This window comes from Nocardia sp. NPDC051832, assembly GCF_040681285.1.
Lineage (GTDB): Bacteria > Actinomycetota > Actinomycetes > Mycobacteriales > Mycobacteriaceae > Nocardia.
On sequence record NZ_JBFAYL010000003.1, the window covers coordinates 1497963 to 1522920 of the forward strand.

21 protein-coding genes and 1 tRNA gene are annotated in these 24958 nt (G+C 67.5%); 6 read left to right on the forward strand and 16 right to left on the reverse strand.

The annotated features are described in order from the left end of the window. Positions 1-137 precede the first annotated feature (137 nt). A complete protein-coding gene (locus AB0M14_RS24600; RefSeq protein ID WP_364999064.1) occupies positions 138-428 on the forward strand; it encodes a WhiB family transcriptional regulator in 291 nt (96 codons plus the stop codon). 228 nt (positions 429-656) lie between these two features. Here AB0M14_RS24600 and AB0M14_RS24605 read toward each other — a convergent pair whose 3' ends face one another. The 3 genes from AB0M14_RS24605 to AB0M14_RS24615 form a co-directional block, all read right to left on the reverse strand. Next, positions 657-2006: an AarF/UbiB family protein gene (locus tag AB0M14_RS24605; protein ID WP_364998606.1), complete on the reverse strand. Its 1350-nt coding sequence runs from the start codon at positions 2004-2006 to the stop codon at positions 657-659. A gap of 58 nt (positions 2007-2064) precedes the next feature. Then, the gene (locus AB0M14_RS24610) at positions 2065-2946 is read right to left on the reverse strand and encodes a TOMM precursor leader peptide-binding protein (RefSeq protein WP_364998608.1); all 882 of its coding nucleotides are present in this window, start codon (positions 2944-2946) and stop codon (positions 2065-2067) included. Positions 2947-3033: 87 nt separating this feature from the next. Beyond that, on the reverse strand, positions 3034-4464 hold the full coding sequence (locus AB0M14_RS24615; RefSeq protein WP_364998609.1) for a zinc-dependent metalloprotease: 1431 nt from the start codon (positions 4462-4464) through the stop codon (positions 3034-3036). A gap of 139 nt (positions 4465-4603) precedes the next feature. On the opposite strand from AB0M14_RS24615, the gene AB0M14_RS24620 reads away from it, so the two are divergent. Continuing rightward, the gene (locus AB0M14_RS24620; protein WP_364998611.1) at positions 4604-5629 is read left to right on the forward strand and encodes a PDZ domain-containing protein; all 1026 of its coding nucleotides are present in this window, start codon (positions 4604-4606) and stop codon (positions 5627-5629) included. Here AB0M14_RS24620 and AB0M14_RS24625 read toward each other — a convergent pair whose 3' ends face one another. Next, complete coding sequence (locus AB0M14_RS24625) at positions 5630-6223, reverse strand: PPA1309 family protein (protein ID WP_364998612.1); 594 nt, start codon at positions 6221-6223, stop codon at positions 5630-5632. Positions 6224-6411: 188 nt separating this feature from the next. Between AB0M14_RS24625 and AB0M14_RS24630 the strand changes: the two genes are divergently transcribed. Then, a complete protein-coding gene (locus AB0M14_RS24630; protein WP_364998614.1) occupies positions 6412-9408 on the forward strand; it encodes a UPF0182 family protein in 2997 nt (998 codons plus the stop codon). Positions 9409-9508: 100 nt separating this feature from the next. Here the strand turns inward: AB0M14_RS24630 and AB0M14_RS24635 are convergent, their stop codons facing one another. Further along, positions 9509-10063, reverse strand: a complete 555-nt coding sequence (locus AB0M14_RS24635) for a transglycosylase family protein (protein WP_364998616.1) — start codon at positions 10061-10063, stop codon at positions 9509-9511. A gap of 572 nt (positions 10064-10635) precedes the next feature. Between AB0M14_RS24635 and AB0M14_RS24640 the strand changes: the two genes are divergently transcribed. Beyond that, positions 10636-10709: transfer RNA gene (locus AB0M14_RS24640), tRNA-Met, on the forward strand. A gap of 39 nt (positions 10710-10748) precedes the next feature. On the opposite strand, the gene AB0M14_RS24645 is transcribed toward AB0M14_RS24640, so the two are convergent. After that, on the reverse strand, positions 10749-11561 hold the full coding sequence (locus tag AB0M14_RS24645) for a nuclear transport factor 2 family protein (RefSeq protein ID WP_364998618.1): 813 nt from the start codon (positions 11559-11561) through the stop codon (positions 10749-10751). Between the two features lie 93 nt (positions 11562-11654). On the opposite strand from AB0M14_RS24645, the gene AB0M14_RS24650 reads away from it, so the two are divergent. Continuing rightward, positions 11655-12446 carry a 3-oxo-5-alpha-steroid 4-dehydrogenase gene (locus AB0M14_RS24650; RefSeq protein WP_364998620.1) on the forward strand — a complete coding sequence of 264 codons (792 nt, stop codon included), beginning with the start codon at positions 11655-11657 and terminating at the stop codon, positions 12444-12446. Here AB0M14_RS24650 and AB0M14_RS24655 read toward each other — a convergent pair. The 3 genes from AB0M14_RS24655 to ctaD form a co-directional block, all read right to left on the reverse strand. Continuing rightward, the gene (locus AB0M14_RS24655; RefSeq protein WP_364998621.1) at positions 12434-12892 is read right to left on the reverse strand and encodes a DUF2231 domain-containing protein; all 459 of its coding nucleotides are present in this window, start codon (positions 12890-12892) and stop codon (positions 12434-12436) included. The two genes, AB0M14_RS24650 and AB0M14_RS24655, sit on opposite strands and share 13 nt — an antisense overlap. A 92-nt stretch (positions 12893-12984) precedes the next feature. Next, positions 12985-13188, reverse strand: coding sequence for a hypothetical protein (locus AB0M14_RS24660; RefSeq protein WP_364998623.1), 204 nt, complete (start codon positions 13186-13188; stop codon positions 12985-12987). 161 nt (positions 13189-13349) lie between these two features. Beyond that, a complete protein-coding gene (gene ctaD, locus AB0M14_RS24665) occupies positions 13350-15110 on the reverse strand; it encodes a cytochrome c oxidase subunit I (RefSeq protein WP_364998625.1) in 1761 nt (586 codons plus the stop codon). A 226-nt stretch (positions 15111-15336) separates the two neighbouring features. Between ctaD and AB0M14_RS24670 the strand changes: the two genes are divergently transcribed. Then, positions 15337-16632: a cytochrome P450 gene (locus AB0M14_RS24670; protein ID WP_364998627.1), complete on the forward strand. Its 1296-nt coding sequence runs from the start codon at positions 15337-15339 to the stop codon at positions 16630-16632. Here the strand turns inward: AB0M14_RS24670 and AB0M14_RS24675 are convergent. The 7 genes from AB0M14_RS24675 to AB0M14_RS24705 all read right to left on the reverse strand — a co-directional run bounded on the left by AB0M14_RS24675 (position 16629) and on the right by AB0M14_RS24705 (position 24955). Beyond that, positions 16629-17213, reverse strand: coding sequence for a helix-turn-helix domain-containing protein (locus AB0M14_RS24675; RefSeq protein WP_364998629.1), 585 nt, complete (start codon positions 17211-17213; stop codon positions 16629-16631). The two genes, AB0M14_RS24670 and AB0M14_RS24675, sit on opposite strands and share 4 nt — an antisense overlap. Before the next feature lie 47 nt (positions 17214-17260). Further along, positions 17261-18268, reverse strand: a complete 1008-nt coding sequence (locus AB0M14_RS24680) for a DoxX family protein (RefSeq protein WP_364998631.1) — start codon at positions 18266-18268, stop codon at positions 17261-17263. A 25-nt stretch (positions 18269-18293) separates the two neighbouring features. Continuing rightward, the gene (locus AB0M14_RS24685; RefSeq protein ID WP_364998633.1) at positions 18294-19211 is read right to left on the reverse strand and encodes an alpha/beta hydrolase; all 918 of its coding nucleotides are present in this window, start codon (positions 19209-19211) and stop codon (positions 18294-18296) included. Positions 19212-19327: 116 nt separating this feature from the next. Further along, complete coding sequence (locus tag AB0M14_RS24690; protein ID WP_364998634.1) at positions 19328-21070, reverse strand: amidohydrolase family protein; 1743 nt, start codon at positions 21068-21070, stop codon at positions 19328-19330. A gap of 6 nt (positions 21071-21076) precedes the next feature. Then, the gene (locus tag AB0M14_RS24695) at positions 21077-22738 is read right to left on the reverse strand and encodes a class I adenylate-forming enzyme family protein (protein WP_364998635.1); all 1662 of its coding nucleotides are present in this window, start codon (positions 22736-22738) and stop codon (positions 21077-21079) included. 34 nt (positions 22739-22772) lie between these two features. Further along, positions 22773-23813: an NAD(P)-dependent alcohol dehydrogenase gene (locus AB0M14_RS24700; protein WP_364998637.1), complete on the reverse strand. Its 1041-nt coding sequence runs from the start codon at positions 23811-23813 to the stop codon at positions 22773-22775. Continuing rightward, the gene (locus AB0M14_RS24705; RefSeq protein ID WP_364998639.1) at positions 23810-24955 is read right to left on the reverse strand and encodes a serine hydrolase domain-containing protein; all 1146 of its coding nucleotides are present in this window, start codon (positions 24953-24955) and stop codon (positions 23810-23812) included. Before AB0M14_RS24705 ends, AB0M14_RS24700 begins: the two co-directional genes overlap by 4 nt. Positions 24956-24958 lie beyond the last annotated feature (3 nt).

The following is a 24958-nucleotide window of genomic DNA, read 5'->3' on the forward strand; positions in this document are numbered from 1 at the left end:
CAGCCGTTTGGAAGCGGTTTCGTGGAAAAAGTAACGAACCGCTGCAAACGAAACTGAAGGAGAACGACGTGTTCACCGCAGAGAAGTGGCCGGACGCCGCTACTGACGTGACATGCCGCACCATCGCTAGCGACTGCTTGCCAGGTCGCTCGAAAGGGTCGGCTCGGTCCACCCGTACCCGGGAGGCCACTGTGACCGTTCCTTGCCGTGCCGGAGATCCCGATCTCTGGTTCGCCGAGAGCCCGGCGCAGTTGGAGGAAGCCAAGACCCTGTGCGCTGCCTGCCCGATCCGTAAGGGCTGCCTGACCGCAGCCATCGACCGGGGTGAGCCCTGGGGCGTGTGGGGCGGTGAGATCTTCGACCAGGGTGTCGTGATCGCCCGCAAGCGTCCGCGTGGTCGCCCGCGCAAGGTCGCGGTCCCGGCATGAGTGGCGATAGGTCACTCATGCCGCGACTGACGGCATACCTCCCTCCGGTCCTCGCGGCCCCGCGGGCCCTTGTGGACCGCTGGCGTGCCCAGGAACGAGAAAGCATACGAACCGCCTCCCGCGTCGCCGGGTGGGCGGTTCGTTTGCGTTGTGCGGTAACGAGAATGGCGAGCGCGATCCAGCCGTCGGGGTGTCGGCTGGATCGAACTCGCAGTGCGGCAGCGGCTCTCAGCTGGTGAGTTCGCCGCGCTCCTCGCGCAATCCGGGCAGCCACTGGTTGGCCAGCCCCATGAACGGCAGCTCCGCGTCCAGCTGCGCCAGGATGCCCACGGACCCGCCGAGCACCCGGAAGATCATCACGTGCTCGGCCGGAAGCTGCATCGCCCGTGAGGTTTTCATCTCCGCGCTGGTGATGTCGGTGGCCTTGCCGGCCACCCGCTGCATCCACCGGCGGGTGAAGTGGAACGACTCGGTCCGGATCGGGTCGGTGAACGGCCGCAGGAAATCGGCGATCTCCCGGTGGGTGACCGTGCGGCCCGGGATGATCCAGCCGTTGTCGTAGAGCACCTGGGTGAGTTCGTCGAAGCGTTCCTCGACGGCCAGCCCCAGGATCTGCCCGAGGATCTTCGGGAAACCGTCCGGCAGCGGCGCACAGGCGCCGAAATCGATGACCGCGAGCCGGCCGTCGGGCAGCATCATGAAGTTGCCCGGGTGCGGATCGGCGTGCAGCAGGCCCGCGATCTCGGGCGAGGAGAAGTGGAACTCGCCCATCAGGCCGGCCACCCGGTTACGCAGCTCGTAGCTGCCCTCCGGATCGGCCGCGCCGTCGGCGATGATCTTGGAAACCGGCGTGCCGTCCAGCCATTCGGTGACGATCACCTTCGGCGCCCCCGCCACCACCTTGGGAATCACGATGCGTGGGTGGCCTTCGAAGGCCTTGGCGAAGGCCCGCTGGTTCCGCGCCTCGTTGCGGTAGTCCAGCTCTTCCTCGGTGCGCTCGGTGATCTCGGCCAGGATCGGCTTGACGTCCGCGCCCGGGATCACCGAGGCGATCAGGCCGGTCATGCGCGAGAGCGTCTTGAGATCGGCGCGCAGCGCCTCGTCCGCGCCGGGGTACTGCACCTTCACCGCGACGACGCGACCGTCGGACCACACCGCCTTGTGCACCTGCCCGATGCTGGCCGAGGCCGCGGGGGTGTCGTCGAAGGACTGAAACCGGTCCCGCCACTGGGTGCCCAGTTGCACGTCCAGCACCCGGTGCACGGTGGCGGTGGGCATCGGCGGCGCCGCGGCCTGCAGTTTGGTGAGCGCCTCGCGATAATGTTCGCCGAACTCCTCCGGGATCGCGGCCTCCATCACGCTCAGCGCCTGCCCGAATTTCATTGCGCCGCCCTTGAGTTCACCGAGGACGGTGAACAACTGCTCGGCCGCTTTCTGGTTGAGGTTGGCGTTGATTTCGGACTTGTCGCCGCCGGCCAGTTTCTTGCCGAACCCGACGGCGGCCCGCCCGGCGATCCCCAGCGGAATCTTGGCTAACTTGGCATTTCGGGATGAGCGACGGCGCACAATCTCAGACACGTACCCATCATGGCCGACGGACCCCCGAGTTTGCCATGGCAATCTCGAGACTCGTTGCTCACTCATCTGGTCCACCTGCGCAAACACTGTGGCATCCGCAGGCCGGATGCGGCGCCCAGCCCCGGCGCTCGATCCGATGCGAGTCCAAATCCAGTTCGAGCGTGCCGTCCAGGGTGCCCAAGGTCCGGGTGGCCGAGCAGGCCAAGATCGACTCCAGCTCGCCGAGCGCTAGCGCGGCGGTTGCCGCCACCGCCGCGGTCGAGGCCTGCCCGACCCGGCCGAGCAACTGCGCCGCCAGATGCGGCCAGGCCGGGTCGAGATCGGTGCGTGTCAGGTCGGCGCAGCGCAGGCAGCTGGTGCGGCCGGGCAGCACCAGCGGCCCGACGATGCCCTTGCCGTCCCGAATACGCACCGCCAGGTGCGGGATGCGGTGCAGCACAAGGTCGTTGGTGAGCCGCGGATCGATGACCACATCGTCGGTGAGCAGCACCAGCCCGCAGCGCCAGCCGCCGACCGGAGTGTCGGGGGTGTACCCGCGGGAGCGGACGGGACGGATCCCCAAGCGGCGCACGCCGATACAGAGGGCATCCGAGAGCGGGCCGGCGCCGTGCACCCGGATGGACCGGAGCCGCCCCGCGGATGCTTCGGGATGGACCAGGAGATCCGCCGCCGCGATCGCGTCCAAGAGCGCTTCCGCTTGCGCCGGTGGCACGCCGGATTCCTCGGCGAGCCAGAGGATCTGGGGGCGGGTGCGCATCCCGTCGAGCAGGCGCAGGAAGCTGAGCACGGTCGCGGTGTCGAGATCGGCGGGGTCGAGCACGACCGCGGTGTCCGGGTCCCAGCCCAGCTGCACCGCGCCGGAGGGCCGCACCAGGATCATCACCCGGGGGTGCAGCATGGGCCCGCAGGGTCCGTTGACGGCGAGAGGTGTCGATGTCATGGGCCGAGTATGGGCGGCCGGGACTACCTCGGAAACGGCGAAAACCCCTGTTACGCACAGGGGTTTCCGATTTTCACAGGACAGTGTCTAGGACGTGCCCGAGTCCTCGGGCTTGTCATCCGAACCGGGCGACTTCTTGCCGGGCTCGCCCTCGTGCTTGGCCGTGTCCCCCGAATCCCGTTCCCGGGCTTCGGTTTCGGCCAGCTGCGCCAGCGGGTCGTCGAACGCGCCGGTGCCGCCGCCGATCACCGAGTCGATGAAACCGGCCGGATGATCCAGATCGTTGGAATCGGGCAGCAGGTCCGGGTGCGCCCACACGCCGTCACGCTTCTCCATGCCCGCGTCGTCGGTGAGGCGTTTCCACAACGCCGCCGCCTCGCGCAGTTTGCGCGGGCGCAGTTCCAGCCCGACCAGGGTGGCGAAGGTCTGCTCGGCCGGACCGCCGGTGGCGCGACGGCGCCGCAGCGTCTCGGCCAGCGCGCCCGCGCCGGGCAGCCGATCGCCGACCGCCTCGGCGACCACGACCTGCACCCAGCCCTCGATCAGCGCGAGCAGCGTCTCCAGGCGTTCGAGCGCCTGCTTCTGCTCCGGGCTGGTCTGCGGTTCGAACGCGCCCTGTGACAGCAACTCCTGCAGCTTGGCCGGATCGCTCAGGGCCATCGGGTCGATGCCCTGCGCGGCCTCCTCGATGGCGGAGAAGTCCATCTTGATGCCGCGCGCGTAGCTCTCCACCGCGCCGAGCACCTGCTGGCGCAGCCACGGCACATGCCCGAACAGGCGCTGATGGGCGGCCTCGCGCGCGGCGAGGAACACCATGATCTCGCTCTCCGGCTGCTCCAAGCCCGCGCTGAACTCGGAGATCGCCGCGGGCAGCAGCGCCGCCGTGCCGGTGGGGCCGAGCGGCAGGCCGATATCGGTGGAGGTCAGCACCTCCTTGGCGAGCTGGCCGAGCGCCTGCCCGAGCTGCGAACCGAAGGCCAGCCCGCCCATCTGGCTCAACATGCCCATCATCGGCGCGGCCAGTTCCTTGGCCTCCTCGGGCAGCTGCGCGGTCCACATGCCGTTGACCTGCTGCGCCACCGGATCGCAGAGCCGCTTCCAGGTCGGCACCGTCTCTTCGATCCAGTCGTTCGCGGTCCAGGCGGCGGTCCGGGTCGCGCCCGCGGGCAGCGTGGTCGCGCCGTCGAGCCACAGCTCGGCCAGGTGCGCGGCGTCGGCGATCGCCTTGGTGGTGCTCTCGGTCACCGGCGGCACATCGGCGCCCAGCTGCTGGCGGGCCAGCCGCTTGGCCACGTCGTAGTTCACCGGGCCGGATTGCGTGCTACCCGGCTGCCCCATGCCGCTCAGCATCTGACCGAGCTGGGTCAGCATCTGGCCCAGCTGGGACGGATCGAAGCCCGCGCCCTCGCCGCCCATCGCGAAGCCGAACGGATTGCCGGCCCCGGGACCTTTGTTTTCGTCACCTTTGCGCGCGTCGTCGTCGTCACGGTTCGAGAAGCCGAACGGCATGTCACTCATGTCTCTCACGCTACTCGTCGGGCCTGGGTGGGTGCTGTTCGCGCACCGCGAAAGGCACAGTGCGAGCGGTCGACGCGCGGAGGCCGCAAATGGCTGCCTCTGCCGCCGTAGCGCGGGGTCTATCACTATGGTGGGCCTGGTGAATCGTCGGATCTGGACCCTGCTGGCCGCCCTAGTCCCGGTGCTCGTGCTCGGGGTGCTCGGCACTGTCATCACTGTGCCCTATGTCGCACTCGGCCCCGGCCCCACCTTCAACACCCTCGGTGAGGTGGACGGCAAGCAGGTGGTGGACGTGCGCGGCACCGAGGTCGATCCGACGACCGGGCACCTCAACATGACCACCGTCTCGGTGCGCGACGGCCTCAACCTGTTCGAGGCGTTCGGCTTCTGGGCCAGCGGCGAGCACGGCCTGGTGCCGCGCGCCGAGGTGTACCCGCCCGGAGTGCCGCGCGAGGAGATCGACAAGTCCAACCAGCAGGACTTCAAGGATTCCGAAGGCAACGCCGAGGTCGCCGCGCTGCACTTCCTGAAGCTGCCGACCGTGGTGCTGGTGCGCAAGGTCGGCGACGAAGGCCCGGCCAAGGACATCCTGCAAGCCGGCGACGAGATCGTCAGCATCAACGGCGCGCCGATCGCCGCGCCCAAGGATGTGGTCACCGCCGTGTCCTCGCAGCCGCCCGGCAGCAAGCTCAGCATCGTGCTGCGCCGCGACAACGCCGAGCAGACCGTCGAGATCACTCTCGCCGCCCGGCCCGACGACCCGGCCAAGGGCTACCTCGGCGTCACTCCGGCCGAGGGCGCGCGCCCGCCCATGCAGGTCACCTTCAATCTCGCCGACATCGGCGGCCCGTCGGCCGGCCTGATGTTCAGTCTCGCGCTCATCGACAAGCTGTCCCCGGGTGAGCTCGACGGCGGCAAGTTCGTCGCGGGCACCGGCACCATCGATCAGGACGGCAAGGTCGGCCCGATCGGCGGCATCCAATACAAGATGATGGCCGCGCGCGAAGCCGGCGCGGAAACCTTCCTGGTCCCGGCCGCCAACTGCGGCGAGGCCCGGGCGCGCACGCCCGAGGGCCTGCGGCTGGTGAAGGTCGAAAACCTGGACGGCGCAGTGAAATCCCTGGACGACATCAACGCCGGCCGTGAGCCGGTCAGCTGCGGCTGATCAGTCGTCGAAGCCTTCCTCGAAGGTGTGGTGCAGTGCTTCGAGCACATTCGGCGCCAGGTTCGGGTAGGTGCGCAGGTCCAGAGTCGGGAAGCTGTCGTCCTCGTCGGGCTTGATCTGCAGCAGCGCCAGCTGCATTCCCTCGCGCAGCACGCCCGCGAACAGGCGGGCGGCGCGGCGATCCGGGTGCGCGTGCGCGGCGGCGCGGGCCGCGGCGTCGGCGGCCTCGTGGTCGGCCAGGAGCGGGGTCAGCGCGTCGTCCAGGGTGCTTTCGGCGTCCGGCGGCAGCACCACGATCTCCTGGACCAGCACGCAACCGCGCACCGCGGGCGGCCAGGTGGTGGTGGCCAGGAACTCGTCGAGGGCCATGGATCCGCCGGTGATGTCGTCCGGGAACGCCTCCTGGGCAATCGGTGTCAGCTCGTTGCCCTGATCCAGCTGATCGAGCAGGCCGGGCTCGGCGGCGACCAGGTCGGCCGTGGGTACCAGCGCGAACATCTGCGGCGGCCGTCCCCAGCCCTCGGCGTCGGCGAATTCCGCTACTTCGCGGACGGCGCGGGACAGGACGAGTTCGGCGTGCAGGTCTGCGGTCACCGAAACATCCTCGCATCAGTTGCTGATGGGCGGACACAGACACTGCATGAGACCACCGGGCACCTTTCGGTGTCCGTTTCCGTAGAGTGGGCGCGAGACGGTCCGACATGTGTGGACCGCTGGAACATTCGGACTGCGGCGCCCACCGGTGACGGTGCGGGCGCCGCCGGATCTTGGAGCGTGGCATCGTGGGCATGCGGCCCCCAACCGGCTTGTCGTTGTCCCGCCGCAGCCGAGTGCTGCTGGTGGCGGCCATTGTTCTGGCGGCGCTACTGCTGCTCGGACCGCGGCTGACCGATACCTACACCAATTGGCTGTGGTTCGGCGAAGTCGGTTACCGGAACGTCTATCTGACCGTCTTGCGGTCCCGCATCATCCTTTTCGTGGCGATCGGGTTGTTCGTCGGTCTCGTCGTGTGGCTGGCGTTGCTGCTGGCCTACCGGACCCGGCCGGTGTTCGTGCCGGTGGTCGGGCCCAACGATCCGATCGCGCGCTACCGCACCACGGTGATGAGCCGGCTGCGGCTGTTCGGCGTCGGCATCCCGGTGCTGCTCGGCCTGCTCTCGGGTCTGGTGGCGCAGTCGAATTGGGTGACGTTGCAGTTGTTCCTCAACGGCGGCGACTTCGGCCAGACCGATCCGCAGTTCCATCTCGACATCGGGTTCTACGCCTTCGATCTGCCGTTCTACCGAATGGTGCTGAACTGGCTGTTCGTCGCGATCGTCATCGCTTTCTTCGCCAGTCTGGTCACCCACTACATCTTCGGCGGTCTGCGCCTGAGCGGCCGGGAGGGTGTGCTGACCAAGCCCGCGCGGGTCCAGCTCGCGGTGATCGCCGGAATCTTCGTACTGCTCAAAGCCTTCGCCTACTGGTTCGACCGCTACGCGCTGCTGTCCAGTGCTCGGAAGAAGGACACCTTCGAGGGCGGTTCGTTCACCGATATCAACGCGGTGCTGCCCGGCAAGCTGATCCTGCTCGCGATCGCGGTGATCTGCGCGATCGCCTTCTTCGCCGGCATCGTGCTGCGCGATCTGCGGGTGCCGGCCATGGCGGCGGCCCTGCTGGTGCTCTCCTCGATCCTGGTCGGCGCGGTGTATCCGCTGATCGTGGAACAGTTCTCGGTGCGTCCGAACGCCGCGGACAAGGAAGCCGAGTACATCGAGCGCAATATCGAGGCCACCCGGCAGGCCTACGGCATCACCAAGGACAAGATCGACTACAAGGACTACAAGGGCGAGAGCCGCAAGAGCCCGCTCGAGGTTCCGGTCGACGCGGCCACCATCGCCAATGCCCGGCTGCTCGATCCGAACATCCTCTCGCCCACGTTCACGCAGCTGCAGCAGCGAAAGAACTTCTACGGCTTCCCCGAGTCGCTGGATATCGACCGCTACAACATCAACGGTGAGGTACAGGACTACATCGTCGCGGCCCGCGAGCTGAATCCGCGTGCGCTCAGCGAGGGGCAGACGAACTGGATCAACCAGCACACCGTCTACACCCACGGCAACGGTTTCGTCGCGGCCCCGGCCAACCGGGTGAACAAGCCGCAGGCGGACGCGAACCAGGCGGCCAGCGGAGCCAGCGACAGCGGCTACCCGATCTTCATGGTCAGCGACCTGGCCACCGCGCCGGACCAGCAGCACATCCGAGTGGACCAGCCCCGCATCTACTTCGGTGAGCTGATCTCGCAGTCCAGCAGCGACTACGCCATCGTCGGCGGCACCGAGGGCCAGGCCCCGCGCGAATACGATTCCGACACCGCGTCCTACACCTACACCGGTGCGGGCGGGGTGCCGATCGGCAACTGGTTCAACCGGCTGGCCTTCGCGGCCAAGTACGCCGAGCGCAACCTGTTGTTCTCCTCGGCCATCGGCGAGAACTCGAAGATCATCTTCAACCGGAGTCCGAAGGACCGGGTCCAGAAGGTGGCGCCGTGGCTGACCACCGATGGCAACGCCTACCCGGCGGTGGTCGGCGGCCGCGTCAAGTGGATCGTCGACGCGTACACCACGCTGGACAAGTACCCCTATGCGCAGACCACCTCGCTGGAGGGCGCGGTCGAGGACAGCATCGATCAGAAGACCGGTCGCCTGCTACCCCGCAAGGAAGTCAGCTACATCCGGAACTCGGTGAAGGCGACCGTCGACGCCTACGACGGCTCGGTGACCCTGTACGAGACCGACTCCACCGATCCCGTGCTGAAGGCCTGGCAGGGCGTGTTCCCGGGCGCGGTCAAGCCGGAGAGCGAGATCTCCCCGGAACTGCGCGCGCACTTCCGCTATCCCGAGGATCTGTTCAAGGTGCAGCGCGAAATGCTGACCAAGTACCACGTGGACAATCCGCGAGAGTTCTTCACCACCAACGCCTTCTGGGCGGTACCGACCGATCCGACGATCGAGAGCCAGGGCAATACGTTCAAGCAACCGCCGTACTACGTGCTGCTCGGTGACCCGAAGACCAACAAGCCGGTCTTCAACCTGACCAGCGCCATGGTGGGCTTCGGCAACCGGCAGTTCCTGTCGGCCTACATCTCGGTGCGGTCGGATCCGGACGACTACGGCAAGTTCACGATCCTGCGCTTGCCTACCGATACCCAGACCCAGGGTCCGCAGCAGACGCAGAACAGCATGACGACCGCGGACGAGGTGTCGCGGGAGAAGACACTGCTGTCCAACTCGAACAAGATCAAGTACGGCAATTTGCTGACGCTGCCGATCGCGGACGGCGGCATCCTGTACGTGGAGCCGTTCTACAACGAGCGCAACACCGGCCCGAACACCTCGACCTTCCCGCAGCTGCTGCGCGTGCTGGTCAGCTACCGGGACTTCGCGGGCAGTGTTCGCGTCGGCTATGCCCCGACCCTGGCCGAAGCGCTCAACGAGGTGCTGCCCGGCGCCGGGGCGCTGGCTACCGCCTCCGGCGGCGACCCGGCCAACCGGCCGAAGCCGGGGACGTTGCCGCCCGCACCGGACACCACCCAGCCGCAGCCGGGTGCGCCGAATCCGCTGCCCGGCACGGTGACGCCGCCGACCGGTTCCTCGGCGGCCAAGGATGCCGCGGCCGCGGAGCTGAACCGGCGGATCGAGGCGGTGCGCACCGCGATGAAGACCGGCAACTTCGCCGACTTCGGCCGGGCGCTGGATGAACTGGAGGCCGCGGTGAAGGCCTACCAGGACGCCAAGTAGCGGAAACACAGAAACGGCCTCGCTGATCCCCAGTGATCAGTGAGGCCGTTCCTGTATGCACTGGACGCGGCGGGTTCGGCGCCACGCCCAGCGGGTCTTCTTAGTTGCCGCCCAGCGAATCGATGAGCGGGGCGTGCTGGTCCAGCAGCTGCAGGTACAGGTCCTTCACCCCGGCCTGCTCGGCGACATTGGCGCCGACGTTCTTGGCCTCGTCGACGGCGGCCTTGGGGGAGAACGGGATCGCGGCCTGGATGGCCGGGGCCGGTTCGGGCTCCGGCGCGGGGGCGGGCTCGGGCTCCAGACCCGAGGAGACGCCCGCGGTCAGGCGGCTGCCGCAGGTGGGCCAGGCGCCGACGCCCTGGGTGGCGAGCACGTTCTCCGCGACGCGGATCTGCTCGGCCTTGCTGGCGTTGTGGGCGTAGCCGGTGCCGCCGTTGGCCAGCCAGGTGGAGTGGCTGAACTGCAGGCCGCCGTAGTAGCCGTTGCCGGTGTTGATCCCCCAGTTGCCGCCGCTCTCGCACTGTGCGACGCCGTCCCAGTTGTGGGTGGCGGCCGCTGCGGTACCGGTGGCCAGTGTGAACGGGACGGCAACAAGGGCGCCGGTGACGGCCGCGAGGCCGAGGGCGCGGGCGTTGAACTTCCGGTTCTCAGACATATGTTTTCCCTCCCTGTGCCCACCTCCGCGACGGTGTCCGTCGTGGCCCTGCCCCCAGGAGTCGGGGATCCTCGAACCGCGGGACAGGGTCGCCGGCGTGCGACGGTTCGAGTTCTAGCCCATCCGCAGATTGCCTCCGGGCCGAGCACGACGGTAACGAACAAATCTCGGCAGATCACGTCTTGATAACATGCGAATTGCATGAAGCGAATAACGCGTTTAATGGCATTTGTGCAGGTCGGTAATGCCGCAGGAATGGATTCCGGACGGTCGGTTATAGCATCGTAATGTGTCGGGCGTCACAGGTAAATTGTGATGCGGGGCACGTTTGAATCGTGGTATCTAGATCGAATACGCGCGCACGCGGATTTGGAGGCATGCAAATCGGAAAATTCGGACTGAATTCCCCGGGGGCAACCCGAGGGTGCCGCCCGCGGCTCCGGGGGCGCGCTGGGCTGCCGGGTGCAAGATCGCCGATGCTCGACCGCTAGCCGTTCCGACCTGCGTAAACCCGCCCGGGGGTCGCTGATTTGCCATCCAGACGTAGACCTGTGTAATGTTGTGTTTACCGACGCGGGGTGGAGCAGCTCGGTAGCTCGCTGGGCTCATAACCCAGAGGTCGCAGGTTCAAATCCTGTCCCCGCTACTACAAGACCCAGGTCAGACAGTCTGACCTGGGTCTTTTTTATTGAGTTTCGTCGAGGAAAATGGTGATCGCATCGATCCGGCGGCTGCTCGCCGCGAAATCGACGAACGCGACCCCGCGCGCTCCCGCCAATTCGACCGAGGCCGAGACGGTGCGGCCGGCGGCGATCAGCTTGTCCCAGCGCATATTCCGCGTGCGATTGGTGAACTCCTCCACCGACACCGGGGTGCCCGCGGGCAACTCGAGGGCGCTGCCGTCGTCGAGCAACGCGCGCACCCGGCCGATATCGGTGGCCGCGGCAGCCGAGAATAGTTGTGTCACAGCATTTTTCCCGGCCTTGCCGACACTGCGGATCGCCCGCATCATGCCGAACATGCCGCCCACGCCCTGATTCGCGATCAATTGCGGGCCGAGTTTCGCCGAAGCGGTCAGGCCGCGAATTCCGGTGCGCAGCATCAGCTGCGTGACCATCGCGGTGAACTCCCAATGTGCCGCCAGCCGAACGATTTTCCAGCCGCCGTCGACCTCGGCGAGGTCGTACCGCAGGTGCATCGGCACCCGGACCATCGCACCGGTGGACATGGTGGTCTCGATGTACAGGTCGCGCACCACCGCCCGGCCGCCGACCAGGTCGCGATCGACGTCGAAGGCGATGCCGTTCGGCGCGATGAACGTGTCATAGAAACGCTCGATGGCCGCGCGTCCGACGTGCGGGCGGGCGCCGACCGGGTCGTTGACTTCGGCGTCCGCCGCGAACAGCGCGACCCAGGCGGATTTGTCGTGCGCGGCAACGGCTCGCGGTGAGGCGAGCACCGCCGCCAGCAGTGCCTCGGCGGTCGGGTTCAACGCCATGAGAGTTCCTTCGCGGTCGTGGTCCAGGACTGCGACCCATGGTAGAACATGTTCTAATTCACCTGCGGGATGTCTCACTTTTCAAGGATTTCGATGGACTGGTACACCGGGAACACCACCTACGACACCGTGCTCACGGTGGCCTTCGCTTTCGCGGCCTTCGTGCTGGTCGGAGGCATGTTCGCGCAGAGCCCGTACGGCCGGTTCGCCTCCACGAAGGTGGGCTTCAACCTGAACCCGAAACTCGGCTGGTGGTTGATGGAGATTCCCGCGACGGTGGTGTTCGCGGTGTTCTATCTGAGCGGCCCGAACCGGTTCGAGCCGGTGCCACTGGTGCTGGCCGCGATCTGGTTGCTGCACTATGGAAATCGCGGCTGGTTCTTCCCGCTGTCGATCCGGCAGGTGCCCGGCAAGCGCAGCAGCTTCAACGTCTCGGTGATGGCGGCGGGCATGTTCGTCACCACACTGCACGGCTACCTGAACGGGTCGTTCTTCAGTCACGACTATCTGAACCAGTACGGCACCGCCTGGCTGACCGACCCGCGATTCCTCGGCGGATTGGCCATCTACCTGGGCGGTTTCGCGCTGCTGGTGCGCTCGGAGTGGATCGTGCGCAATCTGCGCGACAAGAACAACCCGGGGGCGACCGAGTACAAGGTGCCCTTCGGGGGCGGCTTCAGATTCGTCACCAGCCCGGCCTATCTCGGTGAACTGCTCGCCTGGGCCGGATTCGCCTTGCTCACCTGGAATTTGGCGGGCCTGGTGATCTTCCTGATCACGGCGGGCAACCTGGTCCCGCGCGCGTTCGCCACGCACAAGTGGTACCGGGAGAAGTTCGCCGACTACCCGGCCGAGCGGAAAGCGTTGATCCCCTACGTCATCTGACCCCAGACCGCGCGGGACCCGGAGTCGCCGACACGATAGACCTGCACGGTCGCGGCGGCGCTCGCGCCGATCGTGAGCACGGCGATCACCCAGACCACCAGGCGGGCAAGCGGTTTGCCGCGCTGCTCGCGCCGGTGCAGCACCAGCAGCGCGGCCGCTGCGACCAGCAGCGGCACCGCGAAGTAGTTCATGGTGCCGCCGAGATCGATGTGCTTCTGCAGGGCTTCGGACGGCCCGAAACGCTCGGCGAACGTCTCACCGGCCTGAATGGTGACCGGCGTGAGCGCGGTCGTGACCGCGGCGAGCCCGACCGCCGGCCAGATCAGGCGCTGCCGCGCGGCGGGCCACACCGCGCACAGCACCAGGGCCAGGGCCGTCAGTGGCACGAATACCACGATGACGTGCACCAGCAGCACGTGCGCGGGCAAACCGTTGATCGTCGACATGAGGCGCTCCCAGTTCGGTTCGGCCTCAGTATCGCCGATCGGGCCGCTACCGCGCGGGATACCGCGTCGGCAATTCCGGCCCTCGGCCGGTGTCAGTTCATGGCGGGGTCGGGTAGCGCTCCTTCAGCGGCGCGCAGGCGCTCGCTGGTGCGGGTGAGCAAGTCGATGGATTCTTCGGAGAGACCGATGCTGCAGCGCACCAGGCGGCGCAGTGTGGGACTGGACAACTGTCGGACGAGGACGAGGTCGTGATCGCGGTCGTGGCCGCGATGGTCGAGATCCACAGGGGTACTCACAATCTGATTACTCAGGTGAAAAAGACGCTCAGGTAGTAGGCGCGTGGGAGTACGGAATTACTCCGCTAGGGGGATTCGGTCGCGGGCATGACATAGCCACAGCGACACGCACTGTCTCTCGCGGCCACGGGGGCCGCGAGCCGGAGCCGGTCGACGCCGGATCACGGCTCCTTGGTTTCGGGATGATCCGGTTCCCCGGCTTGATCGAGCTCGGGCGCGGGTTCGACGACCCGGTGAGCTCGCTTCGATCCCCAGCCGACCGCGGACTCGGCTCGGTTACGTTCGATCATGTGCGGATAGTGCAACTCGAACGCGGGACGTTCTGATCTGATGCGCGGCAGTTCGTAGAAGTTGTGCCGCGGCGGCGGGCAGGTGGTCGCCCATTCCAGTGAATTCCCGTAGCCCCAGGGGTCGTCCACGGTCGCGACCTCGCCGTAGCGGTAGCTCTTGAAGACGTTCCAGATGAACGGCAGCATCGAGGCGCCCAGCAGGAACGCGCCGATCGTGGAAACCGTGTTGAGCGTGGTGAATCCGTCGCCCGGGAGGTAGTCGGCGTAGCGGCGCGGCATGCCCTCGTTGCCGAGCCAGTGCTGCACCAGGAACGTGGTGTGGAAGCCGAGAAAGGTGGTCCAGAAGTGCAGCTTGGCCAGCCGTTCGTCGAGCATGCGCCCGGTCATCTTCGGGAACCAGAAGTAGATCCCGGCGAAGGTGGCGAACACGATGGTGCCGAAGAGCACGTAGTGGAAGTGCGCGACCACGAAATAGCTGTCGGTGACGTGGAAGTCGAGCGGCGGCGAGGCCAGGATGACACCCGACAGGCCGCCGAACAGGAACGTTACCAGGAAGCCGAGCGAGAACAGCATGGGCGACTCGAAGGTGAGTTGCCCGCGCCACATGGTGCAGATCCAGTTGAAGAACTTGACGCCGGTGGGCACCGCGATCAGGAACGTCATCATCGAGAAGAAGGGCAGCAGTACGGCTCCCGTGGCGTACATGTGGTGCGCCCAGACCGCCACCGAGAGCCCGCCGATGGATAGCGTCGCGTAAACCAGTGTGCTGTAACCGAATAGCGGCTTGCGGCTGAAGACCGGGAAAATCTCGGTGACGATGCCGAAGAACGGCAGCGCCACGATGTAGACCTCCGGATGCCCGAAGAACCAGAACAGGTGCTGCCACAGCAGGATCCCACCGGTCGCCGGATCGTAGATGTGCGCGCCCAGGTGCCGGTCTGCGAACAAGCCCATCAGCGCCGCGGTGAGGATCGGAAAAGCCAGCAGCACAAGCACACTCGTCACCAGGATGTTCCAGGTGAAGATGGGCAGCCGGAACATCGTCATGCCGGGGGCGCGCAGGCAGACCACCGTGGTGATCATGTTGACGCCGCCGAGGATGGTGCCGAGGCCGGACAGCACCAAGCCCATGATCCACAGATCGCCGCCGACGCCGGGCGAATGCTGGAAGTCGCTGAGCGGGGTGTATCCGGTCCAGCCGAAGTCGGCCGGGCCGCCGGGGGTGAGGAAGCCCGCCGTGGCGATGCTGGCGCCGAACAGGTACAGCCAGTAGCTGAAGGCGTTCAGGCGCGGGAAGGCGACATCGGGCGCGCCGATCTGCAACGGCAGCACGGCGTTCGCGAATCCGAAGAGGATCGGGGTCGCGTAGAACAGCAGCATGATCGTGCCGTGCATGGTGAAGAGCTGATTGAACTGCTCGGTGGAGAGGAAATGTAAACCGGGACGGGCTAATTCGGCGCGCATGAGCAGCGCCATCAGGCCGCCGATGAAGAAGAAGGTCATCGCGGTGGTCAGGTACATGACACCGAGCACCTTGGGATCGGTGGTGGTGATCATCTTCCACAGGTACGAGCCCTTCGGCCCGAGCCGGCGCGGAAAAGGCCGAATGACCTGTATGTCGGTAACTGCCATGGTGGTCGCCACCTTCCATCACCGCCGACCAGCCTGTGACGGGGATTATGCGCCTGTTCGATCACCGACATGCGCAGTTTGGGTCGAACACATGGGATTACCGGCTGACCAGCACCCACAGTATGAGGCCGATATCCGACCACGGTGTGATGTGGGACACCACCTCGGCTCGTAGCCTTGAGCTGCGCCGATGACGCGGTGCGGCGAAGCGACGGCGGGGGCCGAGATGAAGACATGGATCCGCTGGGCGGTCATCAACGGCGTGCCCGGGATGGTGCTCAGAGCGCAGGCGCGGCGGGGTAATCCGCTGGCCCAGTTCCTCACCGACCCGGCGGCCAAGGAAGACCCCTATCCGTTCGGCGACCGCATCCGGGCCCGTGGCCCGCTGGTCACGATGCCGTACTCCTATGTCTCAGCCGACTACGAACTGTGCCGAACCATACTGCGGCACAAAGACTTCGGTGTCACCGCGCCGGACGCCTTCGATCTGCCCAAGCCGGTCAAGCGGCTGATTCAAGCGACCGATCTGAAGATCGCCAGCCCGGTGGAACCGCCCGCCATGCTGATGGTGGACCCGCCGGTGCACACCCGCTACCGGAAGCTGGTCGCCCAGGCCTTCACCCCGCGCGCCGTCGCCCGGCTGCGGGACCGGATCGGCGAGGTCACCTCGGATCTGCTCGACGAGCTCGCCGAGCACGAAAACGCCGATCTGATCGGACAATTCGCGCTGCTGCTGCCGATCGCCATCATCTCCGAGATCCTCGGCATCCCCGCCGAGAAGCGCGACGAGCTGCTCGAGGCCGGGCATGCCGGGTCGCCGCTGCTCGATATGGGCATCTCGTGGCGGACCTTCCGGGCAGCCAACGACGCGCTGCGCGAAGCGCAGGACTATCTCATCGAACACATCGCGGAACTGCGCGCCGACCCGGGCGACAACATCCTCAGCGACCTGGCCACCGGCGGCGAGCTCACCGACACCGAATTGCTCTACAGCGCAGCGCTTATCGCGGGCGCGGGCTTCGAGACCACGGTGAATCTGATCGGCAACGGCATCATGGCGCTGCACCAGCATCCTGCGCAGCTGGCGCTCCTGCGCGCCGAACCCGCCCGCTGGCCCGGCGCCATCGAGGAGATCCTCCGGTACGACAGCCCGGTGCAGATGACGGCCCGAACCGCGTTGCGCGACCTCGAGATCGCCGGTGTGCGGATCGCCGAGGGCGAAATGGTGGCGCTGCTGCTCGGCTGCGCCAATCGCGATCCGAAGGTGTTCGACAAGCCGAACGTCTTCGACATCACGCGCGCGAACGCGCGGGAGCATCTGTCGTTCAGCAGTGGGGTGCACGCCTGCCTCGGCGCCAGCCTGGCCCGCATGGAGGGGGCGGTCGCGTTGCAGGTGCTCTACGACCGCTTCCCGGACCTGCGGGTAGCCGACGCGCCACAGCGCCGCGGGCTGCTGAATTTGCGCGGGTTCCAGCACATTCCGGTCTCGACCGGAGTCGGCGCCCGGGTAGCGGCGGGCTAGAGGGCCACCCGGGATCTCTCGATCAACGCCGCGCCCATTCTCTGCGCGCGGCGCGCGGCCAGCCGGTCGCCCTCGGCGGCGGAGACGATCGAGCCCTTCATCAGGATGTGCCAGGAGCGCGCGAAATCATCGGGGTCGTCCAAACCCGCTTCCTCGGCGCGGCTGCGGACCAAAGCCCGGATGGTCGCGAGGTGACCGATGCTGGCGATTCCCGCGGGATGGTCCGCGCCCATCTCGAGCAAGACGTTGACGAAGGTGCAGGTGTCGAAACCCTCGGTGGTGAACCATTCGTCGAACACATCGAAGATGGCGAGCAAGCGCTGCTCGGGAGTTTCGCCACGCAGGTGCGACTGCTTCTCGATGAACCCGAAGGTCCATAGCTTCTCGCGGCGCTCCAGGACGGCCAGCACCAGATCGTCTTTGGTGCGGAAATGCCGGTACAGCGTGGCTTTCGCGATACCCGCGCGCGCGATCACCTCGTCGATACCCACATCCCGGATGGCACGCCGCGTGAACAGTTCGTAAGCGGCTGACAGGATCCGTTCGCGAGCACCGACGACAGGGTCTTCGCGCGCAGCCATGAAACCAGCCTAAACCGCGGCAGGACGCCGCGGTTCAGGCCATCCGGTCAATGCCGCCGCGCTTCGGCGCGCTCGCGCGCGGCCTCGGCCCGTTCCCGTGCGGCTTCGGCGAGGTGAGCGCTGCGTTCCCGCGCGGTGTGCGCGAGTTCGGGTCCGCGTTCCCGGGCGGTGTCGGCCAGGTCCGCGCCGTGCTTCTGCGCGGACTCGGCGAATTCCAGACCCCGCTGCCGGGCGAGTTCGGCCAGTTCCGCCGCGCGCTCGCGGGCGATCTCGGCGAACTCGGCGCCCCGCTTCTTGGCGAGTCCGGCCCATTCGGAGCCGTGTTCCTTGGCGTACTCGGCCCATTCGCCGCCGTGCTCCTTGGCGTACTCGGCCCATTCGGAGCCGTGTTCCTTTGCCGTGGAGGCGATTTCAGGACCGCGATGCTTGGCGACGTCGGCGAGTTCGGCGCCGCGTTGCTGCGCGGTCTCGGCGAGGACGGCGCCCTTGGCCGCGGCGACTCCGCCCAGCTTCTGTGCCCGGACCGCCGCGTCGTGCGCCCGCTCCCGCAGCACCTCGCCGGTCTGCGAATCCGAGGACCCGGTGAACGGCATCGCCGCGGCGGCGGCCGCCGCGGCCTTGCGGCCACGCCAGCCCAGCGACGGCTTGCCCGCGGTGTCCGCGGCGGCGATCATCAGGCCGCCCAGCAGGCTGACGTCCTTGAGGAAGGCGGTCCGCTTGGCGTTCTTGCGGTCCGGATCTTCCTCGTCCCAGAAGTTCTGTTCGGTCACCGTGGCCGGCACGACGGTCGCGGCGAGCACGAGCGAGGCCAGGCGCGGCGCCTTGCCCAGAGCCAGCAGCACGCCCGCCGAAACCTGGGCGAACGCGTTGACCCGCACCACGGTGCCCGGATCGGCGGGCAGTTTCGCCGCGTATTTGTCCGGCAACGTGCGTTCACCGCGCTGGACCAGCGTGGCGGCCGTCTTCGCCCGTGGCTCGGGATGGATCAGGGTGTCGACCCCGTCGACAATGAACGTGGTCGCAAGCAGTGGTCGGGCAAGTCGGCGTAGCAGCATGGCGGGCAACCCTTTCCTCGGTGGCTTATTGGTCGGGTTCCCGCGCATTCTCCCGCCAAACACCAAGATCAACCGGCGGCGACACGGCTTCTACCTGCGCCGACTCCGGCGGGCCCGGTAGGGCGGCGAGAAATTCGGTGATGGTGGCGGTCACCGTGGCCGGATCCTCCATCATCGGCAGGTGCCCGCAGTCGGCCAGCACCACGCTGGTGTGCGGGTGCAGCGTGGCCGCGTCCAGCGCGGCGCCGGCCCGGGCGGACAGGATGCGGTTCTGCGCGCCCCAGATGGTGCAGATCGGCGGGAAGTCCGGGCCGGGGCGGAAGGCGTCCAGCGCTCGGAACGCCGGGAAATCCTGCACCAGCCGGTCCAGAGCGATCAATCGGCCCGGATCGCCCCATGGCCCGGTCAGCTTGGCGGAGTGCTGGAGTTTGCCGGCCCGTCCGCGCGCACCGAGCTGGTTGGCGACGATCATGCCGGCCACCGGAGCGGGCAGGGCGAGGCGGCGCGCCAGCGGAGCCAGGGGCAGTTTCGCCGACAGCCAGGCCAGCGGCGCCTGCTGCCCCCGGTACACGGTGTTCCAGGTGAGCGGATTGATCAGCACCAGCCCGCGGACCCGCGCCGCGGGCCGGGTGATGGCGTAGCTGAGCGAGAGGGCGCTGCCGAGGCAATTGCCGATGAGCACCACGTCGGTGAGGTGGTGCGCGTCCAGGAAGGCGTCGAGCATGCGGACGTAGTCGACCAGCCGGTATCCGGTTGCGGGACGCTGGGATTCGCCGTAGCCCGGCAGATCGAGCACGAAAACCTCGTAGTCCCGCCGCAATTCGGCGACCTGATCGTCCCAGATCCGCCGGGACGCGCCCGCGTTGTGCAGCAGCACAAGCGGTGGACCGGAGCCGGCACGGTCGTAGACCACCGTGCGTCCGTGGTGCGCGAAAGTGGCCACATCGCCTCCTTGCGATCGGGGAGGCCTCGTTGCGCCCCCGCCCTGCACACCACGGTAATCCGATTGCGCGCGCCCGGTCCCGATATGGCCGGGACCGAGCGTCGAGGCGGAATGCGTCAGGCGCCGGCGCGCAGGAAGCGGCCCGTTCGCCGCGTCCCGAGCAGCTCTGCCGCCGCCCCGTTTCCGAAGACGTACTCGCCATTGATCAGCACGGCGGTGACAGCGGCGTCGTTGCGGTTGACCATGCGGGACAGGTTGTCGAACTCGGGGACGGGAGCTTCGGCATAGGCCGCCACGGTGTCGTCGAGGTGGGCGGGATCGACGACGACCAGGTCCGCGCGGTCGCCTTGGCGCAGATCACCGGCGTCCAGGCCGTACCAGTCGGCGAGTTCGCCGGTGAGGCGGTGCACGGCGCGTTCCAGCGACAAGAAGGGCTTGCCCGCCTGCTCGGCCAGGTGCACCCGGCGCAGCAGCCGCAGGCCGAAGTTGTAGAAGGCCATGTTGCGCAGGTGCGCGCCGGCGTCGGAGAAGCCCAGTTGCACACCGGGATCGGCGGCGAAGCGGTCCAGGACTTCGGGGCGATGGTTGGAGATCGTGGTGTGCCAGCGCACTTTTCCGCCGTGCTCCACCACCAGGTCGAGGAAGGCGTCGACCGGATGCAGACCGCCGCGGTCCAGGCCGACCTGGCCGAAGGTCTTTCCGAGGACCGACGGGTCCGGGCATTCGACGATTTCGGCGTCGAAGAAATCGCGGTGCCAGACACGGGGACCGAACTTCTTGTCGTAGTCCTTGCGGAAGCGGCGGCGGTAGGCTTCGTCGCGCAACAACTCCCGGCGTTCGTCGAGCTGGTTGGACAGGTGCAGCGCCGCCGCGCCGGAACCGAATTCCTCGAACACCGGCAGATCGATGCCATCGGAGTAGACCTCGAACGGCACCGGCAGGTGCTGCCATCGGAAGTCGCCGCCGAGGGCGTTGATCACCTTCGCGATCAGCGGAAAGACATGCGCCACAGCCGGAATGGCCTTGATATCGGCCGCGGACAGCAGACTCACCTTCAGCGGTTCGCGGAACAGTCCGAGGCTGCTGGCCGCCATGGCGACCAAGCTCTGCGGTTTCGCTACATCCGGGCCGCCCTGGAGGGCGCGGCCGCGCTTGCGCAGAATCGCGTTGAGCCGGCGGCGTTCCCGGCTGGTCGCGTAGGTCGACGGAAGCGTCCGGGACCGGCACAGCTCACCGTCGACCTTGTCGAACATCAGCTGCTGCGAGGACATTCCGAGGAATCCGGCGTCCAGCGCCTCGGTGAGCTTGGCCGCCATCGCCGCCAATTCGGCCGCGGTGGGCCGGACATCGGACCGGGTGGCGCGGTCCAGACCGAGCTGCGCGGCCCGGATATCGGAGTGCCCGATGAACGCGGCGAGGTTGGGACCCAGCGGCAGCGCCTCGAGCGCCTGGACGTATTCGGCTGCGCTGGACCAGGTCTTGGTCGCGGTGACCGCCTCGATCACGTGCTTGCGGGGAATGGCCTCCACCCGGCCGAACAGGTCACCGGCGTCGGTGGCGCCGACGTGCACGGTCGACAACGAACACGAGCCGAGGAACACCGTGGTCATGCCGTGGCGTACGGACTCGGCCAGCGCCGGGCCGGTCAGCACCTCGACGTCGTAGTGGGTGTGGATATCGAGCATTCCGGGAAGCACCCATTTGCCGGTGGCGTCGATGACGTGCGGGCAGCCGGCTTCATCCAGCGGTTCGACCGAAACCGTGGCCACTCGTCCGTCGGTAATGCCCAGGTGGCGGAGCGCGGCGGGCGCGCCGGTGCCGTCGAACCAGCGGCCGCCCTTGATGATGGTGTCGTACATGGCTTCTCACACTTCGAGTCCGCTCCGCATGACCTTGCCGGTGGCATTGCGGGGCAGCGGGGTGGTGGTGATCCGCCAGCGGGCGGGCACCTTGTAGTACGCGAGCCGCTCCTTGGCGAACTCGGTCAACTCCAGTTCGGTTGCACCATCCGCGGATTCGACGACGACCAGTGCGGCGACCGACTGCCCGAGATCGTCGTCCGGCACGCCGAGGACCGCGCTCTCCCGGACCGCCGGATGCTCGTCGAGGACCTGCTCGACCTCGGTCGGATAGATGTTCTCGCCGCCGCGCAGGATGAGATCCGAACGACGACCGGACAATCGGAGCCGGCCCTGTTCGAGAACGCCGATATCGCCGGTGCGCAGCCAGCGGTCGGGCGTGATCGCGGCGGCAGTGGCCCGCTCGTCGTTCCAGTAGCCGAGCATCACATACTGGCTGCGGACACAGATCTCGCCTTCGACGCCCTCGCCTACGGGTTCGCCCGCGGCATCCCGGATTTCCAGACCGACGCCGATCACCGGGCGGCCGACGGTATCCGGGAACGCGGCCAGTTCCATGGGCGAGGCGATCGTCGCGGCCGTGGAGCATTCGGTCATGCCGTAGCTGGTGACCAGTGCGGTGCGGGCCACCGGCAGCTGTTCGCGCAACTTGTTCTGCAACGCCGCCGAGGAGGGCGCGGAGTTCAATGAGAACGCGGCCAGCGACGACAGATCGTATTGCGTGAGATCGACTTCCAGCATCCGGTGCGCCATGGTGGGCATGGCGCCCCAGTTGGTGATGCGCTCGGATTCGATGAGCCGCAACACCTTGTCGGCGTCGAACCCGCCCTCGTAGATGACGCAGGTATCGCCGGTCACCATGCGCGGGATCACCAGATTGTGCAGGCTGGCGATGTGGAACAGCGGTGAAGTGACCAGGAAGCGGCGGCTTTTGGGCGCGCCGTCGTCCTGACCGCCGGTGAAGGCGGCGGCCATCGCGTCGTTGAAGCGGTGATAGTCGATGACCGACAGCAGGTTTCGCTGGCTGTGTACTGCGCCTTTGGGGCGGCCGCTGGTGCCGGAGGTGTACAGGATGACCGCCGGATCATCCTCTGCGACCTCGGTTTCCGGGAGATCACCTGCGGCATCACGGAACTCCTCGATCAGAATCGGAAGGTTGCCCGCCATGGTCAGGACCGGAATCCGAACATCCAGCTCCGCCAGGCGTTCCGCACGCTTCGCATCGACGATGAGCACCTTGGGCTCGGCATGGTCGAGCCCATAGGCGATTTCGCGCGGCGTCCACCACGCGTTGTAGCCGACCGCGATCGCGCCGAGGCACTGTGCGGCCCAGAACGCGACAACCCATTCGACGCTGTTCGCGGCCAGGATGCCGACCCGGTCGCCCTTGCGTACGTCGTAGCTCTCCGCCAGCGCCAAGGCCAGCGCCGCAACCTCCGCGGCGTGATCGGCGTAGGTCAGCCGCCGGTCCGCGGTTACCAGGTACGCGCGGTCGCCCAGCGCTTTCGACGCTTCGAGGATCTCGGTCAGGGACTTCTTGCGGTCCTTGAGCACCGGGATCTTCGCGCCGAGCACCTCCTCGACGGTGATCTCGAACGGCCCACCCGGGCCGGTCAATCGCCCGGCGATCTGTGCCGCCATCGCCTGGATGTCAACAGGATTGGTCATACTTCTTCCTCATTCGATACACGCATGATCTGGTCTAGGGGACGAGTACCGCGCGGCCCGGGATCAGGCCTTTGTCCAGTCGGTCCAGCGCTTCGCGCCCGTCGGCCAAGTCGAAGCGTTCGACTTCGACGGTGAGCTTGCCGGCGTGGGCCAAGGCCACCGAGTTGATCAGGTCGGACTTGGTACCGCCGTAGGACTTTCGCACCGAGGCGCCCCAGGGCCACCCCGGTCCGCCCGCCGGACCGGCGGTGATTTCCGGTGCGCCGCCGCCCAATCCGATCATTCGGTAGGCGCCGTTCGGGGCGACGGATTCTACGGCCAGCCGCGCGGTCTGGTCGGTACCGACGAAGTCGAAGACGGCCTCGGCGCCGCGCCCGTCGGTACGATCCAGAATTGCGGTGGCAGTGGCGGTTTCGGAAAGCAGGACTTCGGCCGCGCCGCAGCGGGCCGCCAGCTCCAGCTTCTCCGCGGTGATGTCGACGGCGATCACGCGGGTGGCCGTGGTGGCCGCAAGGATCTGTACCGCGACATGTCCCAGCCCGCCGATCCCGATGACGACCGCGGTAGACCCCGGCCGCAGCCGGTCGCGGGCGCCTTCGATCGCGTGGTAGCTGGACAGCGCGGCGTCGGCGAGCGGCGCGGCCTGGAGAAAGTCCAGGTCGCCGATCGGCACGAACGAGCGGGCGGGGATGCGGATGTACTCGGCCATGCCGCCGTCGGGCCCGAGCCCGGGGCAGGGCGGCATCGCCACCCGGCCGGCCGCGAGACACACATTCTCGTTGCCGCTCACGCATTCCCGGCAGGTACCGCAGGACCAGCACAGGTAGACCAGACCGCGTTCGCCGACCGTCCGGCCGTCGACGTCACCGCCGATCGCCTCGATGGTTCCGGCGATCTCGTGCCCGAGGGTGAGCGGATCTTCCCGCAACTGGAACGGAAGGTGCAGCACATGCAGGTCGGAATGACAGATGCCGGCCGCCCCGACGCGCAGCAGCAGGTCGTTCGGCCCGATGTCGGGAACCGGAATCTCACGCAGCTCGAGGGTGCCGGGCCCGGTCAGCTGTAGCGCTCTCATGCGGTCACCGCCGCGTAGGTGGCCCGCAGGTAGGCGTCCGCCCGAGCGGACCCGATGATCCCGGGTTCCATCTTGTTCATGGTGTAGGCGAAGGTCATTCGGCGATCCAGGTCGTTGACGACGAGGGAGCCGCCGTAGCCGGACCACCAGCACACCCGGCCCTCCGGCACCTCCGGCGCGGTCTGCCGTTGCGGCAGCCCGTAGCCGATGCCGAACCGCAGCGGCACCATCAGGGCTTGGTCCAGGCCGTCGGATTGCTGTTCGAAGATGAGATCGATGGTCTTGCCGGACAGCAACTCCCGGCCGTCGCGGACGCCGCCGTGGGAGATCAGCGATTGCAACCGCGCGACCGAGCGGGCGTTGCCGTGCCCGTTGATCGCGCCGATCTCGGCCTGCTGCCATTCCGGCGTCGGGGTCATGGCCTCGACGTCGAGCAGCGGACTGGTCAGCGTCTTGACCAGGATGCTTTCCGGATCGAGCAGCGACATGTCGAATTCCAGTGCGGGCGGCGGGATCAGCCGCGCGATGCGGTCCCGATGTTCGGGACCGGTGCCGATGTGGAAGTCCGCGCCCAGCGGCCCGGCCAGCTCCGCGGCGAAGAAGGCGCCCAGGGTGCGGCCGGTGATGCGGCGGATCACCTCGCCGACCAGGTGTCCGTAGTTGAGGCAGTGATAGCCCGACGCGGTGCCCGGCGCCCACCAGGGCGGCTGGGCGGCCAGGCGCGCGGCGGCGGCTTCGGTGTCGTAGATGTCCTCGATCTCGATCGGCGGCTGCCAGCCGGACACTCCGGAGGTGTGGCCCAGGATGTGCCGGATCTCGATGTCGCCCTTGCCGTTCGCCTTGAACTCGGGCCAGTAGTGCGCCACCTTCTGGTAGACGTCCAGCTCGCCGCGATCGACGAGCAGCAGCGCGGCGAGCGCGGTCATCGTCTTGGTGAGGGAGAAGACGTTGACGAGGGTGTCCGCCGTCCAGGGCCGGGTGCGTTCCAGGTCGAGGTGACCGCCCCAGAGGTCGACGACCGGTTCGCCGTCGAGGACGACGGCGATCGAGGCGCCCAGCTCCGCGCCGGAGGCCAGCTGATTCGCCAATTCCGCACGGAGACCGGCGAACTGATCGGTGCAGGTGCCTGTGGTCGATGTCATCGG

Coding starts and splice junctions, on each gene's coding strand:
- AB0M14_RS24705 (WP_364998639.1), bottom strand. CDS start 24,955: ATGACATCGACCACAGGCACCTGCACCGATCAGTTCGCCGGTCTCCGT.
- AB0M14_RS24670 (WP_364998627.1), top strand. CDS start 15,337: ATGAAGACATGGATCCGCTGGGCGGTCATCAACGGCGTGCCCGGGATG.
- AB0M14_RS24635 (WP_364998616.1), bottom strand. CDS start 10,063: ATGTCTGAGAACCGGAAGTTCAACGCCCGCGCCCTCGGCCTCGCGGCC.
- AB0M14_RS24680 (WP_364998631.1), bottom strand. CDS start 18,268: ATGCTGCTACGCCGACTTGCCCGACCACTGCTTGCGACCACGTTCATT.
- AB0M14_RS24615 (WP_364998609.1), bottom strand. CDS start 4,464: ATGAGTGACATGCCGTTCGGCTTCTCGAACCGTGACGACGACGACGCG.
- AB0M14_RS24700 (WP_364998637.1), bottom strand. CDS start 23,813: ATGAGAGCGCTACAGCTGACCGGGCCCGGCACCCTCGAGCTGCGTGAG.
- ctaD (WP_364998625.1), bottom strand. CDS start 15,110: ATGGCAGTTACCGACATACAGGTCATTCGGCCTTTTCCGCGCCGGCTC.
- AB0M14_RS24655 (WP_364998621.1), bottom strand. CDS start 12,892: ATGTCGACGATCAACGGTTTGCCCGCGCACGTGCTGCTGGTGCACGTC.
- AB0M14_RS24695 (WP_364998635.1), bottom strand. CDS start 22,738: ATGACCAATCCTGTTGACATCCAGGCGATGGCGGCACAGATCGCCGGG.
- AB0M14_RS24690 (WP_364998634.1), bottom strand. CDS start 21,070: ATGTACGACACCATCATCAAGGGCGGCCGCTGGTTCGACGGCACCGGC.
- AB0M14_RS24610 (WP_364998608.1), bottom strand. CDS start 2,946: ATGACATCGACACCTCTCGCCGTCAACGGACCCTGCGGGCCCATGCTG.
- AB0M14_RS24650 (WP_364998620.1), top strand. CDS start 11,655: ATGGACTGGTACACCGGGAACACCACCTACGACACCGTGCTCACGGTG.
- AB0M14_RS24645 (WP_364998618.1), bottom strand. CDS start 11,561: ATGGCGTTGAACCCGACCGCCGAGGCACTGCTGGCGGCGGTGCTCGCC.
- AB0M14_RS24675 (WP_364998629.1), bottom strand. CDS start 17,213: ATGGCTGCGCGCGAAGACCCTGTCGTCGGTGCTCGCGAACGGATCCTG.